Annotated in this window: 36 protein-coding genes; 5 read left to right on the top strand and 31 right to left on the bottom strand. The window is 52.9% G+C overall.

Annotation, left to right across the window (positions count from 1 at the left end; all coding sequences use genetic code 11):
* Positions 1-102 precede the first annotated feature (102 nt).
* Positions 103-996: a DMT family transporter gene (locus tag HFN16_RS17900; protein ID WP_168892040.1), complete on the top strand. Its 894-nt coding sequence runs from the start codon at positions 103-105 to the stop codon at positions 994-996.
* Between the two features lie 83 nt (positions 997-1,079).
* Here the strand turns inward: HFN16_RS17900 and HFN16_RS17905 are convergent, their stop codons facing one another.
* Positions 1,080-1,907 (bottom strand): 1,4-dihydroxy-6-naphthoate synthase, encoded by an 828-nt coding sequence (locus tag HFN16_RS17905; protein WP_168892041.1) that lies wholly within the window; start codon positions 1,905-1,907, stop codon positions 1,080-1,082.
* A gap of 123 nt (positions 1,908-2,030) precedes the next feature.
* Here HFN16_RS17905 and HFN16_RS17910 point away from each other — a divergent pair, with 123 nt between their 5' ends.
* Genes HFN16_RS17910 through HFN16_RS17925 form a run of 4 tightly spaced genes read left to right on the top strand, consistent with a single transcriptional unit; the run spans position 2,031 to position 5,672 of the window.
* Complete coding sequence (locus tag HFN16_RS17910; protein ID WP_168892042.1) at positions 2,031-2,672, top strand: TetR/AcrR family transcriptional regulator; 642 nt, start codon at positions 2,031-2,033, stop codon at positions 2,670-2,672.
* Positions 2,673-2,680: 8 nt separating this feature from the next.
* Positions 2,681-3,775, top strand: coding sequence for an aminofutalosine synthase MqnE (gene mqnE / locus HFN16_RS17915; RefSeq protein ID WP_168892043.1), 1,095 nt, complete (start codon positions 2,681-2,683; stop codon positions 3,773-3,775).
* Between the two features lie 2 nt (positions 3,776-3,777).
* Positions 3,778-4,845: a cyclic dehypoxanthinyl futalosine synthase gene (mqnC, locus tag HFN16_RS17920; RefSeq protein ID WP_168892044.1), complete on the top strand. Its 1,068-nt coding sequence runs from the start codon at positions 3,778-3,780 to the stop codon at positions 4,843-4,845.
* Complete coding sequence (locus tag HFN16_RS17925) at positions 4,845-5,672, top strand: menaquinone biosynthesis protein (RefSeq protein ID WP_168892045.1); 828 nt, start codon at positions 4,845-4,847, stop codon at positions 5,670-5,672. Before mqnC ends, HFN16_RS17925 begins: the two co-directional genes overlap by 1 nt.
* A 53-nt stretch (positions 5,673-5,725) precedes the next feature.
* Here HFN16_RS17925 and HFN16_RS17930 read toward each other — a convergent pair whose 3' ends face one another.
* The 30 genes from HFN16_RS17930 to rpsJ form a co-directional block, all read right to left on the bottom strand.
* Positions 5,726-6,616 (bottom strand): selenium metabolism-associated LysR family transcriptional regulator, encoded by an 891-nt coding sequence (locus tag HFN16_RS17930; RefSeq protein WP_168892046.1) that lies wholly within the window; start codon positions 6,614-6,616, stop codon positions 5,726-5,728.
* 84 nt (positions 6,617-6,700) lie between these two features.
* The gene (gene rplQ / locus HFN16_RS17935) at positions 6,701-7,111 is read right to left on the bottom strand and encodes a 50S ribosomal protein L17 (protein ID WP_168892047.1); all 411 of its coding nucleotides are present in this window, start codon (positions 7,109-7,111) and stop codon (positions 6,701-6,703) included.
* Positions 7,101-8,141 carry a DNA-directed RNA polymerase subunit alpha gene (locus HFN16_RS17940; RefSeq protein WP_168892048.1) on the bottom strand — a complete coding sequence of 347 codons (1,041 nt, stop codon included), beginning with the start codon at positions 8,139-8,141 and terminating at the stop codon, positions 7,101-7,103. The genes rplQ and HFN16_RS17940 overlap by 11 nt, the downstream gene beginning before the upstream one ends.
* A 12-nt stretch (positions 8,142-8,153) precedes the next feature.
* Entirely contained in the window at positions 8,154-8,780 is a 627-nt protein-coding gene (gene rpsD, locus HFN16_RS17945; protein WP_168892049.1) for a 30S ribosomal protein S4, read from the bottom strand.
* Between the two features lie 15 nt (positions 8,781-8,795).
* A complete protein-coding gene (gene rpsK, locus HFN16_RS17950; protein WP_015416595.1) occupies positions 8,796-9,182 on the bottom strand; it encodes a 30S ribosomal protein S11 in 387 nt (128 codons plus the stop codon).
* A gap of 84 nt (positions 9,183-9,266) precedes the next feature.
* Positions 9,267-9,638: a 30S ribosomal protein S13 gene (gene rpsM / locus HFN16_RS17955; protein WP_168892050.1), complete on the bottom strand. Its 372-nt coding sequence runs from the start codon at positions 9,636-9,638 to the stop codon at positions 9,267-9,269.
* A gap of 12 nt (positions 9,639-9,650) precedes the next feature.
* Positions 9,651-9,764: a 50S ribosomal protein L36 gene (rpmJ, locus tag HFN16_RS17960; protein WP_014324049.1), complete on the bottom strand. Its 114-nt coding sequence runs from the start codon at positions 9,762-9,764 to the stop codon at positions 9,651-9,653.
* Positions 9,765-9,901: 137 nt separating this feature from the next.
* A complete protein-coding gene (gene map, locus HFN16_RS17965; RefSeq protein ID WP_168892051.1) occupies positions 9,902-10,672 on the bottom strand; it encodes a type I methionyl aminopeptidase in 771 nt (256 codons plus the stop codon).
* A gap of 2 nt (positions 10,673-10,674) precedes the next feature.
* Positions 10,675-11,982: a preprotein translocase subunit SecY gene (secY, locus tag HFN16_RS17970; RefSeq protein WP_210772217.1), complete on the bottom strand. Its 1,308-nt coding sequence runs from the start codon at positions 11,980-11,982 to the stop codon at positions 10,675-10,677.
* 28 nt (positions 11,983-12,010) lie between these two features.
* Positions 12,011-12,457 carry a 50S ribosomal protein L15 gene (rplO, locus tag HFN16_RS17975; protein ID WP_168892052.1) on the bottom strand — a complete coding sequence of 149 codons (447 nt, stop codon included), beginning with the start codon at positions 12,455-12,457 and terminating at the stop codon, positions 12,011-12,013.
* A complete protein-coding gene (gene rpmD / locus HFN16_RS17980) occupies positions 12,457-12,627 on the bottom strand; it encodes a 50S ribosomal protein L30 (RefSeq protein WP_168892053.1) in 171 nt (56 codons plus the stop codon). Before rpmD ends, rplO begins: the two co-directional genes overlap by 1 nt.
* Positions 12,628-12,639: 12 nt before the next feature.
* A complete protein-coding gene (gene rpsE / locus HFN16_RS17985) occupies positions 12,640-13,131 on the bottom strand; it encodes a 30S ribosomal protein S5 (protein WP_168892054.1) in 492 nt (163 codons plus the stop codon).
* 17 nt (positions 13,132-13,148) lie between these two features.
* A complete protein-coding gene (rplR, locus tag HFN16_RS17990; RefSeq protein ID WP_168892055.1) occupies positions 13,149-13,499 on the bottom strand; it encodes a 50S ribosomal protein L18 in 351 nt (116 codons plus the stop codon).
* Positions 13,500-13,510: 11 nt separating this feature from the next.
* Positions 13,511-14,044, bottom strand: coding sequence for a 50S ribosomal protein L6 (gene rplF / locus HFN16_RS17995; protein ID WP_168892056.1), 534 nt, complete (start codon positions 14,042-14,044; stop codon positions 13,511-13,513).
* 12 nt (positions 14,045-14,056) lie between these two features.
* Positions 14,057-14,440, bottom strand: coding sequence for a 30S ribosomal protein S8 (rpsH, locus tag HFN16_RS18000; RefSeq protein ID WP_168892057.1), 384 nt, complete (start codon positions 14,438-14,440; stop codon positions 14,057-14,059).
* Between the two features lie 15 nt (positions 14,441-14,455).
* The gene (locus HFN16_RS18005) at positions 14,456-14,641 is read right to left on the bottom strand and encodes a type Z 30S ribosomal protein S14 (RefSeq protein WP_097013558.1); all 186 of its coding nucleotides are present in this window, start codon (positions 14,639-14,641) and stop codon (positions 14,456-14,458) included.
* Positions 14,642-14,652: 11 nt separating this feature from the next.
* Positions 14,653-15,192, bottom strand: a complete 540-nt coding sequence (gene rplE / locus HFN16_RS18010; protein ID WP_168892058.1) for a 50S ribosomal protein L5 — start codon at positions 15,190-15,192, stop codon at positions 14,653-14,655.
* Between the two features lie 8 nt (positions 15,193-15,200).
* Positions 15,201-15,524: a 50S ribosomal protein L24 gene (gene rplX, locus HFN16_RS18015; RefSeq protein WP_168892059.1), complete on the bottom strand. Its 324-nt coding sequence runs from the start codon at positions 15,522-15,524 to the stop codon at positions 15,201-15,203.
* Positions 15,525-15,532: 8 nt separating this feature from the next.
* The gene (gene rplN, locus HFN16_RS18020) at positions 15,533-15,901 is read right to left on the bottom strand and encodes a 50S ribosomal protein L14 (protein ID WP_168892060.1); all 369 of its coding nucleotides are present in this window, start codon (positions 15,899-15,901) and stop codon (positions 15,533-15,535) included.
* Between the two features lie 18 nt (positions 15,902-15,919).
* A complete protein-coding gene (gene rpsQ / locus HFN16_RS18025; RefSeq protein ID WP_168892061.1) occupies positions 15,920-16,186 on the bottom strand; it encodes a 30S ribosomal protein S17 in 267 nt (88 codons plus the stop codon).
* Between the two features lie 4 nt (positions 16,187-16,190).
* Positions 16,191-16,382: a 50S ribosomal protein L29 gene (gene rpmC, locus HFN16_RS18030; RefSeq protein ID WP_168892426.1), complete on the bottom strand. Its 192-nt coding sequence runs from the start codon at positions 16,380-16,382 to the stop codon at positions 16,191-16,193.
* A gap of 4 nt (positions 16,383-16,386) precedes the next feature.
* Complete coding sequence (gene rplP / locus HFN16_RS18035; RefSeq protein WP_168892062.1) at positions 16,387-16,800, bottom strand: 50S ribosomal protein L16; 414 nt, start codon at positions 16,798-16,800, stop codon at positions 16,387-16,389.
* Complete coding sequence (gene rpsC / locus HFN16_RS18040; RefSeq protein WP_168892063.1) at positions 16,800-17,441, bottom strand: 30S ribosomal protein S3; 642 nt, start codon at positions 17,439-17,441, stop codon at positions 16,800-16,802. The genes rplP and rpsC overlap by 1 nt, the downstream gene beginning before the upstream one ends.
* Position 17,442: 1 nt before the next feature.
* Positions 17,443-17,775, bottom strand: coding sequence for a 50S ribosomal protein L22 (rplV, locus tag HFN16_RS18045; protein WP_168892064.1), 333 nt, complete (start codon positions 17,773-17,775; stop codon positions 17,443-17,445).
* A 14-nt stretch (positions 17,776-17,789) separates the two neighbouring features.
* Complete coding sequence (gene rpsS / locus HFN16_RS18050) at positions 17,790-18,062, bottom strand: 30S ribosomal protein S19 (RefSeq protein WP_168892065.1); 273 nt, start codon at positions 18,060-18,062, stop codon at positions 17,790-17,792.
* 11 nt (positions 18,063-18,073) lie between these two features.
* On the bottom strand, positions 18,074-18,904 hold the full coding sequence (gene rplB / locus HFN16_RS18055) for a 50S ribosomal protein L2 (RefSeq protein ID WP_168892066.1): 831 nt from the start codon (positions 18,902-18,904) through the stop codon (positions 18,074-18,076).
* A 3-nt stretch (positions 18,905-18,907) separates the two neighbouring features.
* On the bottom strand, positions 18,908-19,198 hold the full coding sequence (rplW, locus tag HFN16_RS18060; RefSeq protein WP_168892067.1) for a 50S ribosomal protein L23: 291 nt from the start codon (positions 19,196-19,198) through the stop codon (positions 18,908-18,910).
* Positions 19,198-19,818, bottom strand: a complete 621-nt coding sequence (gene rplD / locus HFN16_RS18065) for a 50S ribosomal protein L4 (RefSeq protein ID WP_168892068.1) — start codon at positions 19,816-19,818, stop codon at positions 19,198-19,200. The genes rplW and rplD overlap by 1 nt, the downstream gene beginning before the upstream one ends.
* A gap of 11 nt (positions 19,819-19,829) precedes the next feature.
* Complete coding sequence (rplC, locus tag HFN16_RS18070) at positions 19,830-20,462, bottom strand: 50S ribosomal protein L3 (protein ID WP_168892069.1); 633 nt, start codon at positions 20,460-20,462, stop codon at positions 19,830-19,832.
* Between the two features lie 14 nt (positions 20,463-20,476).
* A complete protein-coding gene (gene rpsJ / locus HFN16_RS18075) occupies positions 20,477-20,797 on the bottom strand; it encodes a 30S ribosomal protein S10 (RefSeq protein ID WP_168892070.1) in 321 nt (106 codons plus the stop codon).
* Positions 20,798-20,877 lie beyond the last annotated feature (80 nt).

Genomic DNA, 20,877 nt, shown 5'->3' on the forward strand with positions numbered 1-20,877 from the left:
TTACCCAATCGAATCCATCCAAAATTGCAATGCACATACTCGTTCCCAACCGGGCTAATCGGTGCTAAACCTGCGCCATTAAATCACAACGAGGAATAATACGTGACAGGAACTTCAGGTAACGCAAAAGCATATGTGGCACTCTGGTTCGCCATTATTGTATGGGCCAGTTCTTTTGTTGTCCTCAAGATTGCTTTTAACCACTTCGACCCCATGGTGGTCATTTTTGGCCGCATGATCATTGCCTCGATCTGCTTCCTGTTCGTCTTTAAACGCATCGGTGGCAACGACTACCGCCCCGGCGACTGGAAGAAGATGCTCTTTATGGGCGTATGCGAGCCAGGCCTTTACTTCGTATTCGAAGCTCTGGCCCTTAGTTACACCGATGCCTCTCAGGCTGGAATGATCTGCGCTCTATTGCCTCTCATGGTTGCAGTGGCCGCCCATTTTGTTCTGGGCGAATCCATCACTAAACGTAACATTACCGGTTTCACCATAGCTATTATCGGTGCCATTGCCCTTTCTGCAGCTGCTGTCTCCACAGACACAGCCCCAAATCCTATCCTCGGCAACTTTCTCGAATTCTTGGCCATGGTTTGCGCCGTAGGCTACATCATCACTATGAAAGGATTATCCTCTCGCTACAACCCATGGTTCCTGACCATGATTCAGGCCTTTGTAGGCTCATTATTTTTCTTCCCGCTTCTGTTCCTGCCCAGCACGACCCTGCCGACAACCTTCCCCATGGAAGGCATCGCCACCGTTGCTTACCTCGGCATTGCCGTCACCATTGGCGGCTATGGCATGTACAACTACGCAGTCTCCAAAATACCTGTCAGTCAAGCTACCGCCTTCATCAATCTCATCCCGGTCATCACCCTCTTTTTGGGTTGGGCGATTCTCAGCGAAAGGTTGAACTGGATGCAATACGCAGCTTCTGCCGTGGTCATTGCAGGCGTATATGTAAGTCAGGATAAAAAGAAGACTCAGGAGTAGTTCAGACCACGCTCTTTCAAGTAAACCAAGACAACAAAAAAGGCCCCGGTAGCTTTCGCTGCCGGGGCCTTTTCTCATTTTTCCTAGAGGGAGATAAATATATCTTTACGATCGCATCCAGCTTCCCGCAACAACCGGGACACCGCCTCAACACCACCGTCTCCCACATCCAGACTGTAATCGGTGACAAAGGTCTTGATATGTTCACGGATGACATCGTCATCCATTTCCTGCGCATGTTGTTTAATATAATCACGCGCTTCATCGGGGTTCGCCCGTGATCCAAGCAAGCTCTGTCTGATCGCTTCATTCATATCACGAGCCACTTCTTCACCAAGCGAACGCTTAATGGCAATGGCGCCCAATGGAATCGGCAGCCCTGTATACTCTTCCCACCAAGCTCCCAAATCGAGAATTCGCGTCATGCCCTGCTCAGCAAAGGTGAACCGCCCCTCATGGATTACCACACCAGCATCCACTTCACCTGCAGCAACAGCAGGCATCACCTCGTCAAAGACCATCTCCTTGAGCGTCAGATTTACCCCTGCCTCACGACAACACAACCCGAACAGCAAATTCGCCGTAGTCTTACGACCAGGAATGGCAACAGTCTTGCCATCTAGTGAATTAAGGTCACTCTCGCCCTTCGCCACTAAAATGGGTCCAACGCCGTACCCCATGGCACCGCCCGCTCGTAACAGGACGTACTCGTCAAGAATTCCGGCAGCAGCAGCCACCGACACCTTGATCACATCTGTTTTTCCCTGTGCAGCCAAGGAGTTGAGTTCCTCTACGTCAGCCAAGGTGATATCCAGACCGTTGGGCCAGGAAACCAGACCGGAAGCAAGGCCATGAAAGATAAAGGTATCGTTAGGACAGGGCGAGTACCCAAGAGTTGTTTTTTCTGACATCACATCTCACTTGAATAACTGATTTTCTACACCCCTATTGACAGGATGCCGAGCCACCTGTACACATGGTGACCACCTGGTCACTTCTAACTAAACCAGGGCCAAAGAGCAAGTATATCCATCATGACACAAGAACGAAAAACCTTCGAGAATCTGCCTGACGAGAAGCGGCAACGCGTCCTGAGTGAAGCCACCCAGGAATTTGCGGATCACGGCTATGATCAAGCCAGCGTCAACCGCATTGTCAGTCGTCTCGGCATTGCTAAGGGCTCACTGTTCAAATACTTCGGGAACAAGCAGGGCCTTTTTGAGTATCTTTTTGGACATGCTGTGAAACAGTTCAAGAAGCCGCTCAAAGATATCCGCGACAATCAGGAGGGCGACTTCTTTCAACGCATTGAACGCAGCTTCCTTGCCAGTGGCGCGTTCGTGGATGCCCATCCGCAAATCTACCGCATATATCTGAAGATGCTCTTTAACGAGCACTTCCCCATGCGCGATAAATTTCTCGGCGAAATTCGCAAGGCGCACGCCAAGTTTCTGCGCCAACTCATTGAAGACGGAATCCGGCAGGGAGAACTGCCGAGCGATCTCGACATCGAGACAGCCGTGTTCAATATCCATTCTACATTAGACCGGTTCCTCCAAGGCTATGCAGTCCCTTCGCTGGACCATGGCATTGAAGCCGCCGGACAATCACTTGAAGATAAAGCTCGCTCGCTGACGGATTTTCTCCGCAACGGGCTGGCGAATGCACCCTACTAGGAGGGCTTATGCAACTGCTCAAGAACGATTATTTCGACAATATGGGCCTGGCCGAAATACGCGCCAAAGTAGAAAAGGGAGAGCGTCTCACATTCGAGGATGGCATGAAGCTGTTCGAATGTCCCGAGCCGCTGGCCGTAGGCGCGCTGGCCAACATGGTCCGCACACGGATGCACGGCAACAAGGCTTTCTACGTAGTTAACCAGCACATCAACTACACCAACGTCTGCATCAATGGCTGTGTGTTCTGTGCCTATCAGCGTGAAGAAGGCCAAGATGGGAGCTTCGTTCTCACCAAAGCAGATGCCCTCGCCAAACTGGAAGCGGCAGCCCTTGCCCCACGTGAGGTCCACATTGTGGGCGGGTGCCATCCCAAACTCGGCCTTGCCTATTTCGAAGACATCTTGAGCGCCATTAAGGAGCGCTATCCAAAAGTGGTTCTCAAATGTTTCACTGCTGTCGAAATCGCCCACTTCGCATCCATCGAAGGCATTACCACCAAAGAGGTTCTCACTCGCCTGAACAAAGCCGGATTGGACATGCTCCCTGGTGGCGGCGCCGAAATATTTGCTCCCGAGGTTCGCGAACAGATCTGCCCGCGCAAGTCCACTGCCGATGAATGGCTCGCGGTTCATGAAGAAGCGCATGCCCTCGGAATGAAGACCAACTGCACCATGCTGTTCGGCCATATCGAGTCGCGCGAGGACCGCATCGACCACTTGGTTCGCCTTCGTGAATCCCAAGATCGTGGAGGAGGCTATACCTGTTTCATCCCCCTGCCCTTCTTGACCGAGAACAGCCAGCTTACCATTGAACAACCACTCACTGGCCTTGAAGAACTCCGCACCATTGCCGTATCTCGCCTCATGTTGGACAACATCCCACATATCAAGGCGTACTGGGTAATGCTTGGCGTCAAGCAGGCACAGGCTGCTCTGAAGTTTGGTGCGGACGACTTTGACGGCACTGTCGTAGAAGAAAAAATCGGCCATGAAGCCGGCGCTACAAGCCAACAAGGTATGACCCGTTCCGAGCTGGAAGAAATGATCCGCGGTTGCGGCTGCACCCCCGTTGAACGCGACGGCTACTTCAACGAGGTATAAAGATGACACTCGAAGCAATTTATCAAAAAGTACTCGACGGGCAGCGTATTGATTTCGACGAAGCGCTGACGCTGTACAACGAAGCCGACTTCTTCGACCTTGGACACCTCGCCCATCAGGTTCGCCTGCGCAAACACCCGGCGCCAGTGGTTACCTATGTAGTTGACCGTAATATCAACTACTCCAACATTTGTGTCTGTGCTTGCAAGTTCTGCGCGTTCTATAAGGAACCGGATCAGGACGGTGGCTACGTTCTCTCTTATGAAGAGATTGGCCAAAAGATTCAGGAGACCCTGGATCTTGGGGGCACCCAAATACTCATGCAAGGAGGACACCACCCCGAGCTGCCTCTGAGTTGGTATGAGGACATGCTCCGGTACATAAAGGCCAACTATAAAGTTCATATCCATGCATTTTCGCCGCCCGAGGTCGTCTTCTGGAGCGAAATGAACAAGATTCCCGTCTCCGAAGTCATCCGTCGTCTGCATGAAGCTGGCCTCGATTCCATTCCAGGTGGAGGCGCGGAAATCCTCGTGGATGAAGTACGTTCTGAGGTTGCCCCCAACAAGTGCCCTGCTGACCAGTGGCTGGGCGTTATGGAAGAAGCCCACAATCAAGGGCTTCGCACAACTGCCACAATGATGTTCGGGCACAAAGAAACTATCGAGCATCGTCTCCAACATCTCTTTGCCGTACGTGACACTCAGGACCGAACAGGCGGCTTCACTGCCTTCATCCCATGGACTTTCCAACCGGACTTCACTCAATTGCCAGATTGCCGCAAGCTCACTTCCACTGAATACCTGCGCATGCTGGCTGTATCCCGCATTGTACTCGACAATATCGACAATGTTCAGGTCTCCTGGGTCACCATGGGGCCGAAAATCGCTCAGCTTGCCCTCTATTTCGGCGGTAACGACTTCGGATCGACAATGATTGAGGAAAACGTGGTCAAAGCCGCTGGCGTAGCTTTCAGGCTCTCCAGAGAAGAGATACACCGCCTCGTCGACGCGGCTGGTTTCACACCAAAACAGCGTAGCATGGACTATACAATTCTGGAGGTCGAGTGATGACTATTCGACTCGGCAAGATCGGCTACCTCAACGTCCTGCCCATCTATCACCCACTGGAGACAGGACTCATAGAAGGCGACTTCGATATTGTTTCTGGACCGCCATCGGCGCTCAACCGTCTCATGGACGCTGGTGAGTTGGACATCTCGGCAGCTTCCAGTATTGAGTATGCTCGACATCCAGAGAAGTATTACCTGTTGCCGAACATCGCCATTGGAAGCCGCGGTCCGGTTCAAAGCGTACTTCTTCTTAGTCAGTATTCGATTGAAGAATTGTCTGGAAAGACCATTCTCGTAAGTTCTCAGACGCACACCTCAGCTGCCTTACTCAAAGTTCTATTGGCTGAGTGGAAAGTGAACGTAAAATATGTTTCTGGTGATGCCACTTCCGAATTAAAAAGCGGTAAACGACCAGATGCTATCCTTGCAATTGGCGACGAGGCCCTCAATCTAAGATATCACCCAGACTACCCTCACCGCACTGATTTGGGAGAAGCGTGGAGAGACCTGACGTCACTTCCCTTCATATTTGGTGTTTGGATAGTTCAACGGACGAGTCTGGAAAAGAATGGAGAAGTGATTCGCACTGGCTGCGCCAAATTGCTTGCAGGGAAAAATTGGGGATCAGAAAACATCACAGCGATGTGCACATTAGCATCGGAAGACAGCTGTCTTAATGCTACGGAAATGTGCTCGTACTTCGATGGACTGGTCTACGATTTTGGAGAAAATGAACAGAAAGGACTTAAACTGTTTTATCAGCATCTCAAAAACAACGGCATAATTGATGCTATTCCAGAACTCACCTTTCTGCCTCAAAATTAATCTGAGTAATATAAGATCAATAAAAAAAGCCCGACCATTTGGCCGGGCTTTTTTTATTTTCTAAGAAAATCAACAAAGGTTCGTAACGCAGGAAACATATGACGGTCACGATGATAAACGAGATAAAATTTACGCACGCCTTCCATAAAGGGAACCTTGAGGCGAACCATGCTTCCATTCTGAACAAATGGTTCAGAAGCCAACTTGGAGGTGACACTGACACCAACACCACCCAATGTATGGGCGATAGTCTCACACGTACCATCAACCCAGCACCGCACATTGAGAGCATCAAGCGTCTGTCCCACTTCTTCCAGAGCTCCCTCAAGGACCCGGCGAGTGCCAGATCCTTTCTCACGCATGACCCATGGCAGTTTAACCAACTCATCAATGGACAACGCTTTACCTGTGTCAGGCAGCCATGAGGCTTTTGCCGAAGCTACAACAGCTGTTTCATCTTCAAGGATCATTTCAGAGGATAAACCGTCTTCATCTGGTAGTTGCCCTACTATTCCAACAGGCCAATCCCCAGAGGCGACACGTTTGATTACTTCGGCCGAGTCACTAGTACGAACAACAAAAGTTACATCCGGATACTTCGCTGAAAAATCAGCAAGAAGTCCAGGCATGATGTGATGCGAAGGGATAGTGCTACAACCGACAACAAGTTCGCCAACAATTTTATCACGAAGCATCTCAATGGATGCTCTAGCCTGGGAAAGGTGCTCAAATACCGATACAGCACTTCGGTATAGTACATGCCCAGCCTGCGTTGGCATAACCTTACGCCCCATACGGTCAAAAAGACGCACGCCCAACTCTTCCTCAAGATTGGCGACATGGGAGCTTATTGTTGGCTGAGAGAGATACATGACCTCTCCAGCCTTTGAGAAATTTTGCAGTTCGTAGACCTTGCAGAATGCTTCCAGCTTACGGACATCCATATAGAACCGATCCCATTTATCGATGTTATCTATACTTAACTATAAAAAAAGGGCAGGTCATATGACCTGCCCTTTAAATCTCAGCTAGTCTTCCTTGGTATCAGCTACAGGAGCTGCTTCCTCGGCAGGTGCTGCTGCTTTCTTGGTCAGTTCAATAATGACCATGGGAGCGCAGTCGCCCTTACGGGGCTGGGAGAGCTTGATGATGCGGGTGTAACCGCCGGTACCGCCTTCAAAGCGAGGACCGATTTCATCAAAGAGACGCTGCACCATCTGGTGGCTGCCAAGTACCTTGTAGGCCTGGCGGCGAGCGTGCAGGTCGTTACGAAGAGCCAGAGTGATGAGCTTGTCAGCAATGCGACGAAGTTCTTTAGCTTTGGCTTCGGTGGTTCGGATCTGTTCGTAGGTCATGAGCGCACGGGCCATGTTCTTGAACATAGCGGTGCGGTGAGAATTGGACCGATTCAGTTTGCGACCGGACTTTCTATGCCTCATTTTTCTCTTTCCTCTTCAACCATTCCTGGTATTTCTTGTCAAAATCCTCAACTGACATGCCAAACTTAAGGGTCATGCTGTCCAAAACGCGGCGGATTTCGTCGAGAGACTTACGTCCGAAGTTCTTGGTCTTGAGCATGCTCTGTTCGGTACGCTGAACCAGTTCACCTACCAACTGAATGTTGGCGGCCTTCAAGCAATTGGTGGCGCGAACTGAGAGTTCGAGCTCATCAATGGATTTGAAGAGGTTCGGGTTCAGATCAATTGCATCTTCTTCTTCCTCGGCTGCCTCTGAGGTCAGTTCATCGAAGTTGATAAAGACAGAGAGCTGATCTTTCAGGATTTTGGCACTGTATGCACAGGCATCCTCGGGGGTGACGGAACCGTCAGTCCACACTTCGAGGATAAGTTTATCGTAGTTTGTCATCTGGCCGACACGAGCCTGCTCCACGGAGTATGCTACTTTCTTGACCGGAGAGTAGCTCGCATCAAGAATGATGGAGCCGATTTCATCGGTCAAGCCTTCATGCATATCGGCCGGGACATAGCCCTTGCCCATGCGTACTTCCAGCTCCATCTTCAGAGGACGATCCTCAGTCAAGGTGGCAATCAGCTGGTCGCCGTTGAGCACCGTAACGTTCTGGTTCTCCTGAATCATGGATGCGGTGACCTGGCCCTTCTTGTTGGCCTCCAGAACGAGACGCTGCGGCTCGTCCGTGGTCATGGCAACGCGAACCTGCTTCAGGTTCAGTACCAATTCGGTCGTGTCTTCCAGTACACCGGACATGGTCGTGAACTCGTGCTGCACGCCTTCGATGGAGGCGGCAACGATGGCACACCCCTGCATCGAGGACAGAAGTACCCTGCGCATGGCGTTACCGATAGTGGTAGCGTAACCGCGCTCCAGGGGTTCACAGATGAACTTGCCGTAATTCTCGCCAGACTTAGCGTCACGCACGAGTTTCTCGGGTTTCACGAGTTCATTCCAGTTGCGGGTGTTGATGAGTTTGTCGCCGTTCTCAATAAGCATGAAGTCCCCTATTTACTTGGAGTACAATTCGACAATGAGCTGCTCGTTGATCGGGAACTGGATGTCGTCCCGGCTGGGCATGGCCTTAACCGTACCCTTGAAGTTAGCGCCATCGGACTCGAGCCACTCGGGGCAGCCGCGGCGGGCGATGACTTCCTGGGCTTCGCCGATCACAGGGATCTTGCGAGCTTCTTCACGCACCTCGATAACATCTTCGGGCTTAACCTGCATGGACGGAATGTTCACGCGGCGGCCATTCATGATGAAGATGCCATGACGCACCAGCTGGCGAGCCTGGTCGCGAGAGTTCGCGAAACCGAGGCGGTAGATGACGTTGTCGAGTCGACGCTCGAGAAGCATCAGCAGGTTGTGACCGGTGACGCCCTTCATGCTGTCGGCACGATGGTAGTAATCACGGAACTGGCCTTCGAGGACACCGTACATACGGCGAACCTTCTGCTTTTCGCGCAACTGGATGGCGTAATCGCTCATCTTGTGACGCATGCGGCCGGAGTGTCCCGGAGGGTAGGGGCGCTTTTCGTAAGCGCACTTATCAGTGTAGCAGCGATCGCCTTTCAGGAAGAGTTTCTCCCCTTCACGACGGCAGAGCTTGCATTTTGCTTGAGTATATCTTGCCACGATAGTTCTCCTTAATTAGACCCTGCGGCGTTTGGGCGGACGGCAACCGTTGTGCGGAATCGGGGTGATATCACGAATGAAGGTCACCTTGAAGCCTGCGTTATTGATGGCACGCATAGCGGCTTCACGACCAGAGCCGGGGCCCTTGACGTAAATACCTACGGTGCGCATGCCGGAATCCTGAGCACGCTTGGCAGCGGATTCAGCAGCCATCTGCGCCGCAAAAGGAGTGGACTTGCGGGAACCCTTGAAGTGAGCGCCTGCAGAAGCCCAGCTGACGACATTGCCCTTAACGTCAGTGAAGGTCACGATCGTGTTATTGAACGTGGCCTTGACGTGAGCGATGCCTACGGGAATGTTCTTCTTTTCTTTTTTCTTCCCAGCTCGACGAGGTCTAGCCATGGCTAATCTCCAGTTGAATTAAAATCTTAAAAAACGCGTCAAAGTCTATTAAGACTGTCGCGAATATTAACTAATGAACCAGCGCTATTTCTTCTTGCGGCCCATCACGGAGCGACGGGGGCCCTTACGGGTGCGAGCGTTGGTCTTGGACTTCTGACCGCGAACGGGCAGACCGCGACGATGGCGCAGACCGCGGTAGCAGCCAATGTCCATCAGACGCTTGATGTTGGTAGTGATTTCACGGCGGAGATCACCTTCAACTTTGTAATTGTCTTCAATTTCCTTACGGATAGCGTTGACTTCATCAGCAGTGAGGTTGTCACTGTTGGTCTGCCAATCGATCTTGGTATCCGTGAGAATCTGCAGGGCCGTGGTACGACCAATGCCGTAGATATACGTCAGCGCAATATCCATGCGCTTGTTTCTCGGCAAATCAACACCAGCTATACGTGCCATAGTATTTACCCTTTATCCTTGGCGCTGCTTGTGGCGGGGGTTCTCGCAGATTACACGGAGAACGCCGTTGCGCCTAATTACTTTGCACTTGGAACACATTTTCTTAACAGAAGGTCTGACTTTCATGACCGTCTCCAAACTGTCTAAATAACAATAATGCCAATACCCCCCTCTCTTTCGTGGGGGGTGGCCTTTTAAACGAAGCTGCGTTTTATACAGCGTTTAACGACAAAGAGCAAGTCTTATTTGTCCATCTCCATAGATCAGTCAGACAAGCTCAATATCCTGGGTCCATCGGAAGTAACCGCAACTGTGTGCTCAAAGTGAGCGGACAGCTTCCTGTCCTTGGTCACTGCGGTCCATTTGTCTTCCAACACTTCAACTTCGTGAGTCCCAACCGTGACCATCGGCTCAATGGCAAGCACCATACCGGCTTTGAGAGGAACACCGGACATGCCCTTGGGGACGAAGTTGGGGATCTCAGGCTTCTCATGGAGATGACTTCCGATCCCGTGTCCGACAAATCGACGGACTATACCGAAACCGAACCCTTCAACGTATGACTGTATTGCCGCGGAGATGTCATACAAGTTGTTGCCGGGGACGGCCTGTTCGATACCCTTGTAAAGAGACTCACGGGTTACGTCCATGAGTTTTTTAGCTTCTTCGGAAATATTTCCTACCGCAAAGGTCCGGGCAGAGTCTCCGTAGAAGCCTTGATACACGACGCCCATGTCGACACTTACGATGTCGCCCTCTTCCAGGATACGATCCTTGGACGGGAAGCCGTGCACAATCTCTTCGTTGACAGAACAGCACAGGGCATAGGGAAATCCCTGATACCCCAAAAATGCCGGACGCACTCCGAATTCTTCGCAGCGTGCTCGGCAGATATCCTCAAGAGCCATGGTGGGAATGCCTGGACGGACAGCCTCACTCAACTCATCGAGGATACGGGAAACAATACGATTGGCCTCACGCATGAGGCCAATCTCTTTATCATTCTTGAGGAAGACACCCCTGAATTTTTTCAAGGTTATCGTCCTTTTCCGGCTTTGCCCATCAAGCCCTCATACTGACGCGAAATCAGGTAGGACTCGATCTGGCCCATGAAGTCCATTGCAACACCGACAACGATCAGCAGCGAAGTTCCACCGAAGTAGAAAGGTACGCCGAAGTTCGAGATCAGGAGCATGGGAATAACACAAACCAAGGCAACGTAGAATGCGCCCCACAGGGTGATTCGTGCCAGCACCTTATCGATGTACTCTCTGGTGCGAGCGCCCGGACGAATGCCCGGAATGAAGCCGCCCTGCTTCTGAATGTTCTCTGCTATTCCTTTAGGATCAAACATGATCGCTGTATAGAAGTAACAGAAGAAGATGATGATTCCAATAAACAAGATGTTATAAATAATGGAATCAGGACTCATGAATGAGGCTACATCCTGCAACCACTGCACGTTCGAGAACTGTGCAAGGGTCGCCGGGAACATCAGAATGGAAGAAGCGAAGATCGGCGGAATAACACCAGCAGTGTTAATCTTGAGAGGCAGATGAGTAGTCTGCCCACCGAACATGCGACGTCCTTGCTGACGCTTAGCATAGTGAATCGGAATCCTGCGCTGGCCGCGTTCCATGAAGACGATGAACGCCAAGGTAGCGACCATGAATGCTCCGATAAGAAGCAGTACGAACAGGGAGATTTCACCCACAGTCATCAGCTGAACAGTGTTGACCACCGCAGACGGCAGGCCAGCAATAATACCAGCGTAGATGATAATGGAGATACCGTTTCCGATCCCCTTTTCAGTCATTTGTTCACCCAGCCACATCAGGAAGACGGTACCCGCGGTGAGGGTCAAGATCGTCATGATCTTGAACCCCCAACCTGGGATTAATACCATCGGTGCCCCAGTGGGGCTGGCAGCAGACTCAAGACCGGTGGCAATGGCAAAGCCCTGCACGATGGTAATGAGTACGGTGCCGTATCTGGTGTACTGGGTTATTTTCTTACGACCAGCTTCACCCTCCTCCTTCTGGAGGCGTTTCAGCTCAGGAGACACAACGGTCAGGAGCTGAAGGATGATGGAGGCCGAGATGTAGGGCATAATGCCAAGGGCGAAGATGGACATGTTAGACAGTCCGCCGCCCGAGAACATATCGAATATCCCGAAGAGAGTGTTCTGCGCCTGAGCGAAAAATTCACTCAGGGCTGCGCTGTCGACGCCGGGAATAGGGATATGGATGCCCATCCGGTAGACAGCAAGCAGTGCGAACGTCCAGAGCAGCTTCTTTTTCAGCTCTGGCAATCGGGCAAGATTCTCAACTCCTGACATCGCCACAATAACAACCCTTCCGATGTACTCTTATTTAGCCTTCGATGGCTTTGGCGGTACCGCCAGCCTTGGCAATCTTCTCGGCAGCAGACGCGCTGAAGCGATGTGCTTCAATGGTCACAGCCTTCTCCACTTCGCCGGTTCCGAGAACCTTGACCGGAGCTCCGGTCTTGGCGATGCCACGATCGTAGATTTCGGCGAGAGTGATCTCGTCCTTACCTTCGAACAGGGCAATCAGACGGCCCACGTTGATAGCTACGTATTCAACGCGGAAGGGGTTCTTGAAGCCACGCTTGGGCAGGCGGCGTGCCAGAGGCATCTGGCCACCTTCAAAACCGGGACGAACACCACCGCCGGAGCGGGAGTTCTGACCCTTGTGACCCTTAGCAGAGGTCTTACCCCAGCCGGAGCCGGAGCCACGACCAATGCGGCGGCGATTCTTGTACTCTTCAGGGAAAGCATAGAGTTCATGAAGTCTCATTATTCTACTACCTCCACCAGATGCCTGACCTTATAGATCATGCCACGGATCACAGCGTTATCGTCGTGCTCCTTGACCTGACCGATCTTGCGCAGGCCCAGAGCGGCCAGGGTCTTTACCTGGTCGGGCTTGCAAGCGATCTTGCTTTTAACTTGTTTAACTTTCAACACGGCGAATCTCCTTTACTTTCTCGGCGTGGAAACCGGGACACCGCGAAGAGCGGAAACTTCCTCGGCACTACGCAGGGATTCGAGACCAGCAATGGTAGCACGCAGCACGTTGTGCGGGTTGTTGGTACCAATTGCCTTGGTCAGGATGTCATGGACGCCAACGGCTTCCATGATCGCGCGCACAGGACCACCGGCGATGATACCGGTACCACGGGATGCGGGCTTGAGCATTACTCGGCCTGCACCGTAGCGACCCAGGACCTCGTACGGCAGAGTGCCGTCCAGCAGGGGAACCTGAATCATGTTCTTTTTAGCGCGCTCGCTAGCCTTACGGATGGCTTCAGGCACTTCGTTGGCCTTACCCAGTCCGTAGCCGACTCCACCTTCACCGTCACCGACGACCACCAGGCAGCTGAAGCTGAAACGGCGGCCACCCTTAACTACTTTGGCGACACGATTGAGGTAGACGATTTTTTCAATCAATCCACTTTCATTTTGTTCCATTGTACTTTCCTAGCTACCTAGAATTTCAGCCCGCCCTCGCGAGCGCCGTCGGCAAGGGCTTTGATCTTGCCGTGATAGATGTATCCATTCCGGTCGAAGACGACTGTTTCAATCTTCTTCTCGATAGCCTTAGCGGCAATGTCCTTGCCTACTTTGGCTGCGGATTCCTTGTTGGCCTTGAGGCCCTCGCCCAGCACCTGAGTGCTGGAAGCGGCGAGGGTCACGCCAGCAACGTCATCCACCAACTGAGCATAGAGATGCTGGTTGGAGCGGAAGACGACCAGACGGGGCCGTGCTTCGGTACCGGAGATCTTCTTTCTGATGCGGGGCTTACGAGAAAGCCTCTGTGCATTTTTGCTTTTAGCCATGGCGATTACCCCTACTTACCGGACTTACCGGCCTTGCGGCGGATGATTTCGTCAACGTACTTGATGCCCTTGCCCTTGTAGGGTTCCGGCGGACGCACGCGGCGGATCTGAGCCGCAACTTCACCGACAAGCTGCTTATCGATACCATCAATGGTCAGCTTAGAGCCTTCCGCTTTGGCTTCGATACCGGCAGGCAGATCGAATTCGACCGGATGGGAATAACCAACGGCCAGTACAACCTTCTTGCCCTGTACGGACACCTTGTAACCAACGCCAACAACTTCCAGAGCTTTAGAGTAGCCCTTGGAAACGCCTTCTACGCAGTTGGCGAGCAGAGTCCGACGAAGACCGTGCTGGCCGCGAGCGGCGCGAGTGTCGTTAACGCGAGTGACAAACACCTTGCCATCCTCGACCTTGTACTCAACGGTTTCGTGAACCGGAGTAGTCAGGGAACCCTTGGGTCCCTTTACCTGGATCTCAGAGGCTCCAACAGATACCTCGACACCAGCTGGGATGTCGATGGGATTCTTTCCTATACGAGACATAGTGGAACCTCTCTACCAGATTTCGGCGAGCAGCTCGCCGCCAACGTTGGCCTCTTTGGCCTTGGCGCCTTCGAGCAACCCCTTAGAGGTGGACACGATACAAATACCGATACCATTCTGCACACGGGGGATATCAGAAGCACCTACGTATACGCGGCGACCGGGCTTGCTGACCTTTTTCAGGCCAGTGACAAGCGGTTTGCCTTGAGCGTACTTGAGGGTAATACTGATGCCCCTGTCCTCGACAGCGTAGTCGGTAATATAACCTTCTTCCTTCAGAATACCCGCGATGGAAGCTTTCATCTTGGAAGTGGGCACGGTAACGTCCTTATGGAAGGCACCGTACGCATTCCGAATGCGGGTCAACATGTCGGCTACAGGATCAACAACAGCCATTTCATTTCTCCTTAATTACCAGCTCGCCTTGCGGACGCCGGGAAGTTCTCCGGCGAGAGCCTTGTTACGGAAGCAGATACGGCAGATGCCGTAGCGCCTCAGAAAAGCACGAGGACGGCCACAAATCGGGCAACGATTGTAGGCGCGAACCTTGAACTTGGGTTTGCGGCGTGCCTTAACGCGAATGCTTGTTTTGGCCACTTTCCGTCCTCCTACTTTTTAAAGGGCATGCCAAGGAGGTCGAGCAGCAGCTTGGCTTCCTTGTCGGTTTTGGCGGTCGTGCACACAGTCACGTTCATGCCCTTAACTAACTCTACCTGATCAATTTCAAGCTCGGGGAAGATAGTGTGTTCCTTGATGCCCATGGTGAAGTTGCCACGACCGTCAAAACCACGGTCAGCAACGCCGCGGAAGTCGCGGACACGGGGCAGAGCGAAGCTCACGAGCCTGTCATAGAAGTCCCACATGTTCTCGCCGCGCAGAGTGACGCGGGTACCGATGGGCATGCCCTCGCGCAGTTTGAACTGCGCGATGGACTTCTTAGCCTTGGTAACGACGGCCTTCTGGCCGGCGATAGCGGTCAGCTCTTTCACAGCGGGTTCGATGAGCTTGCTGTTCTGAGCAGCTGCACCGAGACCGATGTTGAGGGAGATCTTAGTAAGATTGGGGATCTCCATGGAAGAGCTGTAACCGAATTCCTTCTGGAGCTCGGCGACCACCTTTTCTTTATATACTTTTTCGAGACGTGTCATACTGATACCTATTTGAAGATCTCGTTGCACTTCTTGCAGAAGCGAACTTTCTTCCCGTCTTCAGTCTTCTTGTACCCGACCCGCGTGGGCTTGGTGCATGCATCGCACACAACAGCCACATTGGATACGTGAACCGGGGCTTCCTTCTCGATAATCCCGCCAGGTTGCTGGGCATAGGGATTGGCTTTGGTGTGGCGCTGAACCATGTTGACTTTCTCAACCAGGACTTTGTCCTTCTTCTTCAGAACCTTGAGCACCTTGCCGATCTTTCCCTTGTCCTTACCGGCGATGACCATGACTTTGTCGTCTTTACGGATCTTAGTCTTCATCATCTTTCCTCTTACAGGACCTCAGGAGCGAGGGAAACGATCTTCATGAAACCGGCTGCGCGCAGTTCACGGGCCACGGGTCCGAAAATACGGGTACCAACGGGGTCCATGTTATTGTTCAGCAGCACGGCGGAGTTGTTATCGAACTTGATGTAGGAACCATCGGGGCGACCGATTTCCTTCTTAGTACGAACAACAACGGCCTTCATCACGGAGCCCTTCTTCACTTTGGAGTGAGGCATGGCTTCCTTGACGGACACTACGATGATGTCGCCGACGGCGGCGTAACGGCGCTTGGAACCACCAAGCACCTTGATGCACTGGACCTTCTTGGCACCAGAGTTATCGGCCACGTCGAGCTTGGATTCAACCTGAATCATGGTATTTCCTCCTAAACCCTAGACGGCCTTCTCGAGAATCTGCACCAAGTGCCAACGCTTACGCTTGGACATGGGGCGGGATTCAACGATCTGCACCTTATCGCCAACACCGCAGTCATTGCTCGGATCGTGAGCCATGAACTTCTTACGGCGACGGATATACTTCTTCAGCAGCGGATGCTTCACCAGGGTCTCGACGCGGACGACAATGGTCTTGTCAGCTTTGTCGGAGACGACCAGGCCGGTGAGCACGCGCCTGTTGCCTTTGTATTTGAACTCAGCCATTTCTCTACGCTCCCTGTCGTTCCTTCTGAATAGTCAGGATACGGGCGATGGTCTTTTTGGCGCCGCTCAGAGCACGGGTGTCTTCCAGCTGGGCAGTGGCATGCTTAAAGCGAATACCAAACAGCTCCTGGCGGGTTTCAACCAACTTCTCGTTGAGCTTAGCGTCATCCAGTTCACGAAGTTCCTTGATGGACAGCATATTACATACCCTCCTTCACAACGATGGCAGTCTTGATGGGCAGCTTGTAGGAAGCACGCTTGAGGGCTTCCTTCGCGAGCTCAATGTCGACGCCTTTTACTTCGTACATGATACGACCCGGTTTCACCGGTGCAACCCAACCTTCGGGAGCACCTTTACCCTTACCCATGCGGACTTCCGCGGGCTTGGAGGTGACGGGGAAATCAGGGAAGATACGGATCCAGACCTTACCACCGCGCTTGATGTGACGCATAATGGCGACACGAGCGGATTCAATCTGCTGGCTGGTGATCTTTCCGTGCTCCAATGCCTTCAGGCCGATTTCGCCGAAGGACACACTGTTACCCCGTTGGGCCTTGCCTCTGAGGCGGCCTTTCTGCCGCTTTCTGAATTTAACTCTTTTTGGAGCAAGCATTACTGTTCAACCTCTTTGTCAAGAATCTCACCCTTGAAGATCCAGACCTTGACACCGATTACGCCGTAGGTGGTGGCAGCTTCGGCGAAACCGTAGTCGATGTCGGCACGGAGAGTGTGCAGGGGCACACGCCCATCACGGTACCATTCGCCGCGTGCGATTTCAGCGCCGGCGAGACGGCCTGCACACGCGATTTTGATACCCTCGGCGCCGAATTTCCTGGCAAGGCCCACCGTACGCTTCATGGCACGGCGGAAGGCAATTCGACGTTCGAGCTGCTGGGCAATGTTCTCAGCTACGAGCTGAGCTTCAACCTCCGGTCGACGGATCTCGTTGACCTCAATGGTGAATTCAGTTTGAAACTTGTTGCGGAGTTCTTCGCGCAACTTTTCTATCTCTACACCCTTGCGACCGATAACGATACCGGGACGCGCGGTGTGGATGATCAGGCGAACCTTACCGCCGGCGCGCTCGATTTCGAGACGAGCGATACCAGCCTGGTAGAGTTTCTTCTTAACGAACTTGCGGATCTGGTCGTCCTGGAGCACGAATGCACCGTAGTCTTTCTTGCTGTACCAGCGAGAGATCCAGTTCTTGTTATAACCGAGACGGAAACCGTAAGGATGTACTTTCTGTCCCATACTACTGCTCCTTGACCACGATGGTGATGTGGCTGGTACGCTTGCGGATACGGTATGCGCGGCCCATGGCACGCGGCTGAATACGTTTCCAGGTCGGGCCTTCGTTGACGATGACCGAATCAACGATCAGGGAGTCAACGTCCACGCCGGGCATCTGCTCTGCATTAGAAATGGCAGAGTAGAGAACCTTGCCGAGAATCTTGGCGGGCTTCTTGGGGGTGAAGCGGAGGATGTTCAGAGCATCCTCTACACCCTTACCCTTGATATTCTCAGCGACCAAGCGGGTCTTACGCGGAGACACACGAATGAATTTTGCTACTGCTTTAGCTTCCATGATGTCCTCCTACCCTACTTCTTTTTCTTATCGGCGGCGTGGCCGAAGTAGGTACGGGTGGGTGAGAACTCACCGAGTTTGTGACCGACCATATTTTCGGTCACGAAAACCGGGATGAACTTGCGACCGTTGTGAACGGCGAAGGTCATACCGACCATCTCGGGGAAGATCGTAGAACGGCGGGACCAAGTCTTGATCACACGGCGGTCCTGGTTCTCGGAAGCGGCTTCGACTTTCTTCATAAGGTGGCCGTCAATGAACGGGCCTTTCTTAAGAGATCTAGGCATTAATTATACTCCTACTTCTGGCCGCGGCGTTTGACGATAAGCTTCGAGGAAGCCTTCTTCTTGTTGCGAGTCTTGTAACCCTTGGCAGGGGTGCCCCACGGAGAAACCGGGTGACGACCACCAGAGCTACGGCCCTCACCACCACCCAGCGGGTGATCGATCGGGTTCATTGCAACACCACGAACCTTCGGACGACGACCGAGCCAGCGATTACGGCCAGCCTTACCGATCTTGATGTTCTCGTGATGAATATTACCAACCTGACCAACGGTAGCACAGCAGGTGGCGAGGACCTTGCGGACTTCACCGGAGGGCATACGCAGCAGTGCGTACTTGCCTTCCTTAGCGATCAGCTGGGCGTAGGTACCGGCTGCACGGCAGAACTGGCCACCCTTTCCGGGGTGCAGTTCGATGTTGTGCACGATGGTACCAGTCGGAACCTGGGACAGCTTCATGGCGTTACCGGGCTTGATGTCAGCACCCTCGCCTGCGAGGATCTGATCGCCCTGGTTCAGGCCAACAGGAGCCAGGATGTAGCGCTTTTCACCGTCTGCGTAGTGCAGAAGAGCGATACGAGCGCTGCGGTTGGGATCGTACTCGATCTCAGCGACCTTGGCGGGAATGCCAAGCTTGTTACGCTTGAAATCGATGATGCGGTACAGAGTCTTGTGACCACCACCGCGACGGCGCATGGTGACACGACCATTGTTGTTGCGACCGGCCTTTTTGGTCAGGCCTTTGGTCAGCGACTTCTCGGGAGTGGTCCGGGTGATCTCAGCAAAATCGGAGATCGTCTGGAACCGGCGGCCCGGAGAAGTAGGCTTCAGCTTACGGGTTGCCATGGTTTACACTCCTTCGAAGATTTCGATTTTATCGCCTTCCGCGAGCTTGACGTAGGCCTTCTTGTATCCCGGAATACGACCGGTGATACGACCAAACTTCTTGCGCGGCATGGCCTTCTTGCGAATGATGTTAACGGACTCGACCTTGACTTCGAAAGCGGCCTCAACTGCCTTCTTCACCTCGATCTTGTTGGTATCGGGATGAACGTAGAAAGCAACGTGGTTGGACTGCTCTTTCGCGTCGTTAGCCTTCTCAGACACAACGGGCTTCAGCAAAACTTTGGAGTAATCCATTACTTCAACCTCTCTTGAACGTCCTGAGCGGCAGACTCGAGCATAACCAGCTCGGGGTACAGCAGCACGTCATACACATTCAGCTTGTCGGCTTCGATGACCTTGATGTGGGGCATGTTCCGTGCGGAAAGCACCAGCTTCTCGTCAGCGTCTTTGGCGACGATCAGGGTCTTGCCGAGGCCGAGCTTATCAGCAACGGCCGCAAAAGCCTTGGTCTTAACCTCTGCGAGGTCGATGGACTTGACCACAGTCAGCTTCTCTTCAGAGACGCGAGAGGACAGAGCCATCTGCAGGGCCAGCTTGCGGACCTTCTTGTTAACCTTGAAAGAATAGTCACGGGGCTGCGGACCAAAAGTGATTCCGCCGCCGCGCCACAGGGGCGAACGAGAGGAACCGGCACGTGCACGGCCAGTACCTTTCTGACGCCAAGGCTTACGACCACCACCACGCTTCAGACCGCGGGTCTTGGTGGCATGGGTGCCCTGACGGACAGCTGCGCGCTGGTAGCGAACTACCAGATTGAGGATCTCGGGCTGAATTTCAACCTCGAAGACCTCAGGGGCCAGCTCGATGTCGCCAACTTTAGTATTATTCTGATCTACAACTTGCAATTTTGCCATGATGATTCCCCCTAACCGTTCTTGCGGAGCATGATGAGACCGCCGTTGGCTCCGGGGATCTGCCCCTTCACCACGAGGACATTATCCTCAGGACGAACATCAACGATTTCCACGTTGCTAACGGTTACACGGGCGTTACCCATCTGGCCGGGCATCTTCTTGCCCTTCCAGACGCGGCCCGGGAAGGTGGCGTTACCGACAGAGCCGGGAACGCGGTGAACTTTTTCTGCACCGTGGGATGCACGAGAGCCAGCGAAGTTGTGACGCTTCATGACACCCTGGAAACCTTTACCTTTGGAGGTACCGGTTACCTTGATCTTGTCGCCAACAGCGAAAATATCAACGGTGATTTCCTGGCCGAGTTCGTACTCTTCCACATTATCAAGGGGAAATTCCTTGAGGGTGCGGTAGAGATCCTTACCAGCCTTGGCCATGTGGCCTTTCATGGGCTTGTTCACCTTGCGTTCAGCAATGGCGTCGTAGCCAAGCTGCAGGGCGTTGTAGCCTTCCTTGTCGTCAGTCTTGATCTGCATGATCGGACAAGGGCCTGCCTCAATAACAGTAACAGGGCAGATGGTACCGTCATCTTTAAAGATGCGGGTCATGCCCAGCTTCTTGCCGAGAATACCAAGAGTCTTAGCCATAATAACTAATCCTCCTAGAGTTTGATCTCGACGTCCACGCCTGCGGGCAAGGAAAGCTTGCCGAGAGCGTCAACAGTCTGCTGGGTGGGTTCAAGGATATCCAGAAGGCGCTTGTGAATGCGCATTTCAAACTGCTCACGGGACTTCTTGTCAACGTGAACGGACTTCTGGATGGTGGTACGATGAATGCGGGTCGGCAGCGGCACGGGGCCGGCAATTGCCGCACCAGTATTCTTGGCGGTGTCAACGATTTCGGTGACAGCCTTATCAAGAATACGGTAATCGTATGATCTCAGTTTAATTCTGATGCGATCGCTCGCCATCGAAGCAGCCATAGTGCTTTCTCCTCAAAGGATTTATCTTTGCTCGCGCCACTTTTGTACGTCCGTAACAAAAACGGCGCAGTTCATTGCAG

Origin of the sequence: Pseudodesulfovibrio sp. zrk46, from assembly GCF_012516435.1 — a bacterium.
In the GTDB taxonomy this organism is placed as follows: Bacteria; Desulfobacterota; Desulfovibrionia; order Desulfovibrionales; family Desulfovibrionaceae; genus Pseudodesulfovibrio.

Excerpts from the sequence above, each read along its gene's own strand:
- rplO (WP_168892052.1), bottom strand. The coding sequence starts at position 12,457 with ATGAGACTTCATGAACTCTATGCTTTCCCTGAAGAGTACAAGAATCGC.
- HFN16_RS17940 (WP_168892048.1), bottom strand. The coding sequence starts at position 8,141 with ATGCTTATTGAGAACGGCGACAAACTCATCAACACCCGCAACTGGAAT.
- rpsK (WP_015416595.1), bottom strand. The coding sequence starts at position 9,182 with ATGGCTAGACCTCGTCGAGCTGGGAAGAAAAAAGAAAAGAAGAACATT.
- rplR (WP_168892055.1), bottom strand. The coding sequence starts at position 13,499 with ATGGCTAAAAGCAAAAATGCACAGAGGCTTTCTCGTAAGCCCCGCATC.
- rpsE (WP_168892054.1), bottom strand. The coding sequence starts at position 13,131 with ATGGAACAAAATGAAAGTGGATTGATTGAAAAAATCGTCTACCTCAAT.
- rplQ (WP_168892047.1), bottom strand. The coding sequence starts at position 7,111 with ATGAGGCATAGAAAGTCCGGTCGCAAACTGAATCGGTCCAATTCTCAC.
- rplC (WP_168892069.1), bottom strand. The coding sequence starts at position 20,462 with ATGGCTAAGACTCTTGGTATTCTCGGCAAGAAGCTGGGCATGACCCGC.
- rplW (WP_168892067.1), bottom strand. The coding sequence starts at position 19,198 with ATGGATTACTCCAAAGTTTTGCTGAAGCCCGTTGTGTCTGAGAAGGCT.
- HFN16_RS17905 (WP_168892041.1), bottom strand. The coding sequence starts at position 1,907 with ATGTCAGAAAAAACAACTCTTGGGTACTCGCCCTGTCCTAACGATACC.
- rplV (WP_168892064.1), bottom strand. The coding sequence starts at position 17,775 with ATGGAAGCTAAAGCAGTAGCAAAATTCATTCGTGTGTCTCCGCGTAAG.
- mqnC (WP_168892044.1), top strand. The coding sequence starts at position 3,778 with ATGACACTCGAAGCAATTTATCAAAAAGTACTCGACGGGCAGCGTATT.
- mqnE (WP_168892043.1), top strand. The coding sequence starts at position 2,681 with ATGCAACTGCTCAAGAACGATTATTTCGACAATATGGGCCTGGCCGAA.
- rplB (WP_168892066.1), bottom strand. The coding sequence starts at position 18,904 with ATGGCAACCCGTAAGCTGAAGCCTACTTCTCCGGGCCGCCGGTTCCAG.
- rplP (WP_168892062.1), bottom strand. The coding sequence starts at position 16,800 with ATGCTTGCTCCAAAAAGAGTTAAATTCAGAAAGCGGCAGAAAGGCCGC.
- rplX (WP_168892059.1), bottom strand. The coding sequence starts at position 15,524 with ATGATGAAGACTAAGATCCGTAAAGACGACAAAGTCATGGTCATCGCC.
- rpsH (WP_168892057.1), bottom strand. The coding sequence starts at position 14,440 with ATGGCTGTTGTTGATCCTGTAGCCGACATGTTGACCCGCATTCGGAAT.
- rpsS (WP_168892065.1), bottom strand. The coding sequence starts at position 18,062 with ATGCCTAGATCTCTTAAGAAAGGCCCGTTCATTGACGGCCACCTTATG.
- rpsQ (WP_168892061.1), bottom strand. The coding sequence starts at position 16,186 with ATGGCTGAGTTCAAATACAAAGGCAACAGGCGCGTGCTCACCGGCCTG.
- HFN16_RS17910 (WP_168892042.1), top strand. The coding sequence starts at position 2,031 with ATGACACAAGAACGAAAAACCTTCGAGAATCTGCCTGACGAGAAGCGG.
- rplF (WP_168892056.1), bottom strand. The coding sequence starts at position 14,044 with ATGTCTCGTATAGGAAAGAATCCCATCGACATCCCAGCTGGTGTCGAG.
- rplE (WP_168892058.1), bottom strand. The coding sequence starts at position 15,192 with ATGACACGTCTCGAAAAAGTATATAAAGAAAAGGTGGTCGCCGAGCTC.
- rpmJ (WP_014324049.1), bottom strand. The coding sequence starts at position 9,764 with ATGAAAGTCAGACCTTCTGTTAAGAAAATGTGTTCCAAGTGCAAAGTA.
- HFN16_RS17925 (WP_168892045.1), top strand. The coding sequence starts at position 4,845 with ATGACTATTCGACTCGGCAAGATCGGCTACCTCAACGTCCTGCCCATC.
- HFN16_RS17930 (WP_168892046.1), bottom strand. The coding sequence starts at position 6,616 with ATGGATGTCCGTAAGCTGGAAGCATTCTGCAAGGTCTACGAACTGCAA.
- rpsC (WP_168892063.1), bottom strand. The coding sequence starts at position 17,441 with ATGGGACAGAAAGTACATCCTTACGGTTTCCGTCTCGGTTATAACAAG.
- rplD (WP_168892068.1), bottom strand. The coding sequence starts at position 19,818 with ATGGCAAAATTGCAAGTTGTAGATCAGAATAATACTAAAGTTGGCGAC.
- rpsM (WP_168892050.1), bottom strand. The coding sequence starts at position 9,638 with ATGGCACGTATAGCTGGTGTTGATTTGCCGAGAAACAAGCGCATGGAT.
- rplN (WP_168892060.1), bottom strand. The coding sequence starts at position 15,901 with ATGATTCAGGTTGAATCCAAGCTCGACGTGGCCGATAACTCTGGTGCC.
- rpsJ (WP_168892070.1), bottom strand. The coding sequence starts at position 20,797 with ATGGCTGCTTCGATGGCGAGCGATCGCATCAGAATTAAACTGAGATCA.